Origin of the sequence: uncultured Corynebacterium sp. (assembly GCF_902782855.1) — a bacterium.
Lineage (GTDB): Bacteria > Actinomycetota > Actinomycetes > Mycobacteriales > Mycobacteriaceae > Corynebacterium.
This window is the reverse complement of sequence record NZ_CACZOO010000353.1, coordinates 1-6,809: the sequence shown is the minus strand read 5'-3', so window position 1 is coordinate 6,809 and position 6,809 is coordinate 1. Positions and strand designations below refer to the sequence as shown.

7 protein-coding genes are annotated in these 6,809 nt (G+C 68.2%); 4 read left to right on the top strand and 3 right to left on the bottom strand.

Features of this window, described 5'->3' with window-relative positions:
* Together QZV72_RS14315 and typA are read right to left on the bottom strand one after the other, a co-directional pair.
* Positions 1-1,092 (bottom strand): ABC transporter substrate-binding protein (locus tag QZV72_RS14315; RefSeq protein WP_297009375.1); only part of this gene is annotated, 1,092 nt, incomplete at its 3' end.
* A gap of 55 nt (positions 1,093-1,147) precedes the next feature.
* The gene (typA, locus tag QZV72_RS14310) at positions 1,148-3,058 is read right to left on the bottom strand and encodes a translational GTPase TypA (protein WP_297009373.1); all 1,911 of its coding nucleotides are present in this window, start codon (positions 3,056-3,058) and stop codon (positions 1,148-1,150) included.
* 191 nt (positions 3,059-3,249) lie between these two features.
* Here typA and QZV72_RS14305 point away from each other — a divergent pair, with 191 nt between their 5' ends.
* Positions 3,250-3,951 (top strand): hypothetical protein, encoded by a 702-nt coding sequence (locus tag QZV72_RS14305; RefSeq protein ID WP_297009372.1) that lies wholly within the window; start codon positions 3,250-3,252, stop codon positions 3,949-3,951.
* Positions 3,952-3,979: 28 nt separating this feature from the next.
* Complete coding sequence (locus QZV72_RS14300) at positions 3,980-4,549, top strand: DUF402 domain-containing protein (protein ID WP_297009370.1); 570 nt, start codon at positions 3,980-3,982, stop codon at positions 4,547-4,549.
* 3 nt (positions 4,550-4,552) lie between these two features.
* Here QZV72_RS14300 and QZV72_RS14295 read toward each other — a convergent pair whose 3' ends face one another.
* Entirely contained in the window at positions 4,553-5,722 is a 1,170-nt protein-coding gene (locus QZV72_RS14295; RefSeq protein ID WP_297009369.1) for an acyl-CoA dehydrogenase family protein, read from the bottom strand.
* A 158-nt stretch (positions 5,723-5,880) separates the two neighbouring features.
* Here QZV72_RS14295 and QZV72_RS14290 point away from each other — a divergent pair, with 158 nt between their 5' ends.
* Both QZV72_RS14290 and QZV72_RS14285 read left to right on the top strand, forming a co-directional pair.
* A complete protein-coding gene (locus QZV72_RS14290) occupies positions 5,881-6,519 on the top strand; it encodes a DUF4232 domain-containing protein (RefSeq protein WP_297009368.1) in 639 nt (212 codons plus the stop codon).
* Positions 6,520-6,573: 54 nt separating this feature from the next.
* Positions 6,574-6,809: NAD(P)H-binding protein (locus QZV72_RS14285; RefSeq protein WP_297009367.1), on the top strand; the 236-nt coding region annotated here is incomplete at its 3' end.

Here is a 6,809-nt window from a genome sequence, read left to right as displayed (position 1 = left end):
GCGGGGGGCCGATGCGGCCGGGTCACCGGTGAGGATCCTCGCCAACGCATCAGGGTCGAGCGCACCGGTCACCGAAGCCCGGTTGGCCGGCGAAGCCATCCGCGGGGACGAGGTGTTCAGCGTGAGGACCAGGTCCGCGCGACGCGTCATCCCCCGGACCCGGAGACCTGGCACGGCGGCCAGCCCCGCCGTGGTCGTCCCCTGCTCACCGGTCACCACCATCTGCAGCTGGCCGGTGCGCAGCATCTGCGTGCCGGTACGGGCGTCCGGCACGACCGAGAGGACGATCCGGTCGCTGCGTGCCGGCGACTCCCCCCAGTAGCGCTCATTGCGCTCCAGCCGGATCTCACCACGGGCGGTGTCCACGGCGCGGACCCGGAACACCCCGCCGGACGCCGCGGGCACCCCGGACATCATCGTGTCGAAGCTCCGCCCCTCCGAACGGTAGATGTGGCTCGGCAACAGGTCGGAGAAGAGGTCCCGCCAGTCCGGGTCCGGCCCGGTGAAGGTGACGTCGACGGTCCGCCCTCCCGCGGAGACCGACAACCGGTCGATCATCGCGTACCCGGCGGAGTCGACGACCCCGGAGCTCACCGTGATCTGCTGGTGGAGGTAGTCGAAGTCGGCGCCGGTCACAGGCGTCCCGTCCGACCACTGGGCGTCGGGCCGCAGCACGTAGCGGACAGCGGTCGGGGCGACCTCTGTGCCCCCGGTGACCTCCACCGACTCCAGGAGGTCACTGTTGACCTCGGTCCGGGCACCCGTGCCCGCACCGTCGACGGGCACGGTGAAGGCACTGGGCAGGGTGAGCTGCGCGACCACGCTCGTCGCCAGGGAACGAGAACCGATGAGATGGGGGTTGAGATCGGTCGGGATACTGTCCAACCCGACCGTCACGGTACGCAGTTCATCGGGGACCGGACCGTCGTCCGGCGTCGTCGCGGCGGAGGTGCCGCCCGTCTGCGGGGCGGCCACCGTCGGTGCGTCCGAGGGACGGGCCTGGCACCCGGTGAGCACGGCGCCGAGCAGAGCGGCGACACCGAGGGAGGCCACCACTGCCGAGAGCCGCCGGGGGCGACTGACTTCTACCACTCCCGACGGCTCCTCTCACCCGTGCCCCGTGCGCGGGACGACTACCGGTTCACGATCACTTCTTGTCGCGCTGCTTGGCGCGGGACGCGGCACGGCCGCGCTCGGTGGCACCGAGGATACTCTTGCGCACCCGGGTGGCGTCCGGGGTGACCTCGACACACTCGTCGTGGCCGCAGAACTCCATCGCCTCGTCCAAGGAGAGGCTACGCGCCTTGGCCAGCGTCACGGTGGCGTCCGCGGTAGCGGAACGCATGTTCGTGAGCTTCTTCTCCTTGGTGATGTTGATGTCCATGTCCTCGTCGCGGTTGTTCTGGCCGACGACCATGCCCTCGTAGGTCTCGGTCCCGGGCTCGACGAAGAAGGTGCCGCGGTCAGCCAGCTGGGTCAGCGCGTAGGCGGTGATCTGACCGGTGCGGTCGGCGACCAGGGAGCCGTTCGGACGGTCCTTGATCTCTCCGGCCCAGGCGTCGTAGCCGGCGGAGTAGCTGTTGGCGATACCGGTGCCGCGGGTCTCCGTCATGAAGATGGTGCGGAAACCGATGAGGCCACGGGCCGGCACGAGGAAGTTCATCCGGATCCAGCCGTTACCGGTGTTGTCCATGCCCTCCATGCGGCCCTTGCGTGCGGCCATGAGCTGGGTGACGGCGCCGAGGTGCTCCTCGGGGACGTCGATGATCATGTGCTCCCACGGCTCCTGCAGCTTGCCGTCGACGGTCTTGGTGACCACCTGCGGCTTACCGACGGTGAGCTCGAAGCCCTCACGGCGCATGGTCTCGACGAGGATGGACAGCGCCATCTCGCCCCGGCCCTGCACCTCCCAGGCGTCGGGACGCTCGGTCGGAAGGACCTTGATGGAGACGTTACCGATGAGCTCCTGGTCCAGACGGTTCTTCACCACGCGGGCGGTCAGCTGGTTGCCGGAACGGCCGGCCATCGGGGAGGTGTTCACGCCGATGGTCATGGAGATGGCGGGCTCGTCGACGGTGATCTTCGGCAGGGCGACAGGGTGCTCGGGGTCGGCGAGGGTGTCGCCGATCATGACGTCCTCGATACCGGAGATGGCGGCGATGTCACCGGCGATGACCTCGTCGGTCGGGACGCGGTCCACACCGACGGTGCGCAGCAGCTCGGAGATCTTGACGTTCTTGATGTGTTCGTCGCCGTTCTCGTCATAATGGATCCACGCGACCTGCTGACCCTTGTGCAGGGAACCGGCGAAAACGCGGACCAGGCCGATGCGGCCGAGGAAGTTGGACGAGTCCAGGTTGGTGACGTGGGCCTGCAGCGGGGCGTCATGCTCAGCGGAGGGCTCCGGGAGAACCTCGTAGATGACGTCGAAGAGTGCCTGGAGATTCTCGGCATCCGGGACGTTGCCGTTGCCGGGGTTGGTGGTGGACGCCTTGCCCGCGCGACCGGACGTGTAGATGACCGGAAGGTCGAGGAGGGTCTCAGCGGCGTCGGCCGCCTCCGGGTCGTCGAGGGCGGACGCCAGCTCGAGCAGCAGGTCCTGCGCCTCGGAGACGACCTCGTCAATGCGGGCGTCCGGGCGGTCGGTCTTGTTGACGCAGATGATGACCGGCATCTTGGCCTCGAGGGCCTTGCCGAGCACGAAGCGGGTCTGCGGCAGCGGACCTTCGGAGGCGTCGATCAGCAGGACGACACCGTCGACCATCGACAGGGCGCGCTCCACCTCGCCACCGAAGTCGGCGTGCCCGGGGGTGTCGATGACGTTGATGATGAGGTCGTCGCCGTTCTTGCCCGCACCCACACGCCGGATGGCGGTGTTCTTGGCGAGGATGGTGATGCCTTTCTCCCTCTCCAGGTCACCGGAGTCCATGACACGGTCCTCGACCTGTGCGTGGGGGTCGAAGACACCCGACTGACGCAGCATCGCGTCCACGAGGGTGGTCTTGCCATGGTCGACGTGCGCGACGATGGCGACATTACGGAATTCAGTCAGTGACACAGATCCAGGTCTTCCTTATTGTGCGGGGAGAAGCAACATTCGGGCATATCGGGGCCGCCGATATACGGACGGGGGTACAGCGTACCCGCTCCACCGCCTATTCTTCTCATCAGACAGGAGCGCGCCATCCAGACGTTACGCATGTTACTGTTGTTACTAATGTGACTCATGAGGTTTTCGAAAGGCTCCACGTGCACACCATCCGACGTCCCCGCCGCATTGCCGCAGCGCTCCTGGCTGCCGCGACGGTTCTCGCCGTGCCCACCACCGTGACCCCGTCCGCCTCCGCCCAGCCCCTGCCCGTGTTCCCGGCGGTCCCGGTCGACGACCTGGGACGCCCCTCCCCCGAACTCCTCGACCGACTCGAGCACTTCGCCGACCGGCCCGGTCTACCGGAGCAGGTGAAGGACACGCTGCTACGGGTCATCGGTTTCTTCCGGGGCGACGGCGACGCCGGGGTGGAGCTACCGGAGAACGGTCCGGTGTTCACCCAGTTCGGCTGGCCCACCGTGGCGACCGACTGCATCGGCGGGACCTCGAACGCCGTGGGCACCGCCATCGCCGTCCCCGGTCCGGCGCCGCTCCCGCTGCCCGGGGTGGGTCCCGGCCAGACCGCTTTCGTCTTCACCGCGCTGGGCACCGGCCCCGCCGCCGCCCGGCAGACCACGACCATGCAGGTCGACTGGCTCAATGTCGCTGACGGGAGGACGGGGCGAACCCCGCTGGTCCCCGGCGGTCTGAACACCGGGGGCCCCGCAACCGTCAACGGCCTGGCGGACACCGGATCCGGACCGGTGGTGGGCGTGCTCAGCGGTGGAGTCACCACCGACGAGGAGCCCGGCCCCGCAAACTGCGAGTTCGCCCCGACCGTCGGACTGACACAGGTCGCCTGACGGACCCCACCGTGGTACAACCGCGGACATGAACGGTGCACACCCTCCGAAGACCGAGATCTTCGACACGGCATCCGACGTCAACACCGACCCCAAGGGTATCGCCCGGAAGGTCGAACGGTGGGGCGGGGACGCCACAGCACTCTACATGGCGCGTCCGGCCGACCACCCCAGGTTCGGCTACCTGGAGAGCTGGCTGCTCCCCGACGTCGACCTACGGGTCAACCGCTTCCACTTCCGCAACGGCACCGGCCACGGTTCCTACCCCTGCCAGGACCTGTACGTCGACATCGCGCTCGTCGATCCCCCGGTGTCCCCGACGGACGGTGTATGGCGCACCACCGACCTCTACATCGACCTCGTCACCTACGCGGGAGGGTACTGGGAGGTCCTCGACCTCGATGAGCTGGGGGACGCCCTGACCGCGGGCCATGTCGACGCGGAAACCGCCCGGCGGGCGCTGGACTCCGCCCAACGGCTCATCACCGGAATGATCGACGGGGGCTCGGTGGAGGGATGGTTGAGTGGCCGAGGTATCAACCTCACCTGGGCGGACCCCGGTGCGGTCACCCCCGCACCCCCGGTGGCCGACGCCTGACCTCTACTTGAGGATCTGCCGCCCCATGACCATGCGGCAGATCTGGTTGGTGCCCTCGTAGATCTGCGTGATCTTCGCGTCGCGCATCATCCGCTCGACCGGGAAGTCACGGGTGTAGCCGTAGCCGCCGAGCAGCTGGATGGCGTCGAGCGTGACCTCCATGGCGATGTCGGAGGCGAAGGCCTTCGACCCTGCGGCCATGAGACCGAGCTTCTCACCGTTCTCGGCGAACCCGCGCTCGGCGTTGGAGGCGGCGGTGTAGATCATCAGCCGGGCGGCGTCGATCTTCATTTTCATGTCCGCGAGGGTGAACTGGGTGTTCTGGAAGGCCGCGATCGGCTTACCGAACTGCTTGCGCTCCTTGACATAGGCCACGGCGGCGTCAAAGGCGCCCTGGGCGATGCCGAGGGCCTGCGCCCCGATGGTCGGACGGGTGTGGTCGAGGGTCTGCAGGGCGGTCTTGAAACCGGTCCCCTCCTCACCGATCATGCGGTCCGCCGGAATACGGCAGTCCTCGAAGTACAGCTCCGCCGTCGGGGAGCCCTTGATGCCGAGCTTGTGCTCGAGGCCGCCGACGCGGAATCCCGGGTCATCCTTGTGGACCATGAACGCGGAGATCCCGCGCGAGCCGGCATCGGGATCGGTGACCGCCATGACGGTGTACCAGGTCGACCGGGAGCCGTTGGTGATGAAGCACTTGGAGCCGTTGAGGACCCACCCGTCACCGTCGCGGACGGCCCTGGTCTTCATGCCGCCGGCATCGGAGCCCGCCTCACGCTCGGTGAGCGCGTAAGAGGCCATCGCACCGTTGGCGATGTCCGGGAGCACCTTGGCCTTGAGTTCCTCGGAACCCTGCAGGATCAGACCCATGGTGCCGAGCTTGTTCACCGCGGGGATCAGCGAGGACGACCCGCAGACCCGGGCGACCTCCTCGATGACGATCACGGCTGCCAGTGAGTCCGCACCCTGTCCCCCGAATTCCTCAGGGATGTGGACGGCGTTGAAACCGCTCTCGTTGAGGGCCTTCAGCGCCTCCTCCGGGAAACGCTCGTTCTGATCGACGTCCGCGGCGTGCGGGGCGATATCCTGCTCGGCGATCTGCCGGATGGCGGACCGCAGATCCCGGTACTCCTCGGGCAGCTGGAAGAGATTGAACTCTGGGTTGAAGGCCATGGATACTCCTGTTTCCTGGAAGTCATCGTGGGTGTGGGAGGGAGACGCCATGACGGGATAGTCTTCATCTGTTCCGGCATCACCACTGACTCGACATGCTAGTCGGGTGCCGGGGGAGCGACCTGCATCGGGCCGGCCCTACGGCTAATGTGGGTCACATGAGCATCAGGACATTGCTTCCATCACATCGGTCCACCGCCGTCGCCGCCGTCACCCTCGCCGCCGTATCCGTCCTCGCCGCCTGTGGTGACGACGACGGCGGTGACACCGGCGGGTCCGCCGGCGGAACCGACGCCGGGACCACCGTCACGGCAACCGATGCCGCCACCACCGGGGACGCCACCGCAGTCACCGCCGTCACCGCCGACGACCGTTGCCACACCGGCGGCCTCGCCGTCACCGTCGGGGACCCGGAAGGCGCCGCCGGCAGTGTCTACCGGACCCTGACGTTCACCAACTCCTCCGGCGCGGACTGCACCCTCAGCGGCTACCCCGGGGTCAGCCTCGTCACCGGAGCAGACGGAGCGACACAGGTCGGCGCCGCCGCAGACCGGGAACCCGCCCGGCAGGGCGATGCCCCGGTCATCACCCTCTCCCCCGGTGACACCGCCACCGCCGACCTGAAGATCACCAACCCCGGCGTCTTCGGCGACCGGTGCACCGCCACCCCGGCGGACGCCCTGCGCGTCTATCCCCCGGACGAGAGGGACTCCACTGTCGTCCCCGTCGACGGGCTGACCGGCTGCTCCGGGGAAGACGCACCGGTGACGCTACGCATCTCACAGCTGCGGGGATGACCCGGCTCGCGCGCACCCCCGCACCGCTGCCGAACTGTCGTTAGGCTGGGCCCCATGAGCGACATCGTGATCATCGGCGGCCACGGCCGCGTGTCCCTGTTGACCATCCCCCTGCTCGTCGCCGACGGGAACACCGTCACCGCCGTGGTCCGCGACCCCCGGCACATCGACGACGTCGAGACCGCCGGAGCGACCGGCAGGGTCGCCGACATCGAGACGATGAGCACCGACGACATCGTCGGACTGCTCCGTCCCTTCGACACCGTCATCTGGTCCGCCGGGGCCGGCGG

Coding starts and splice junctions, on each gene's coding strand:
- QZV72_RS14300 (WP_297009370.1), top strand. CDS start 3,980: ATGAACGGTGCACACCCTCCGAAGACCGAGATCTTCGACACGGCATCC.
- QZV72_RS14295 (WP_297009369.1), bottom strand. CDS start 5,722: ATGGCCTTCAACCCAGAGTTCAATCTCTTCCAGCTGCCCGAGGAGTAC.
- QZV72_RS14290 (WP_297009368.1), top strand. CDS start 5,881: ATGAGCATCAGGACATTGCTTCCATCACATCGGTCCACCGCCGTCGCC.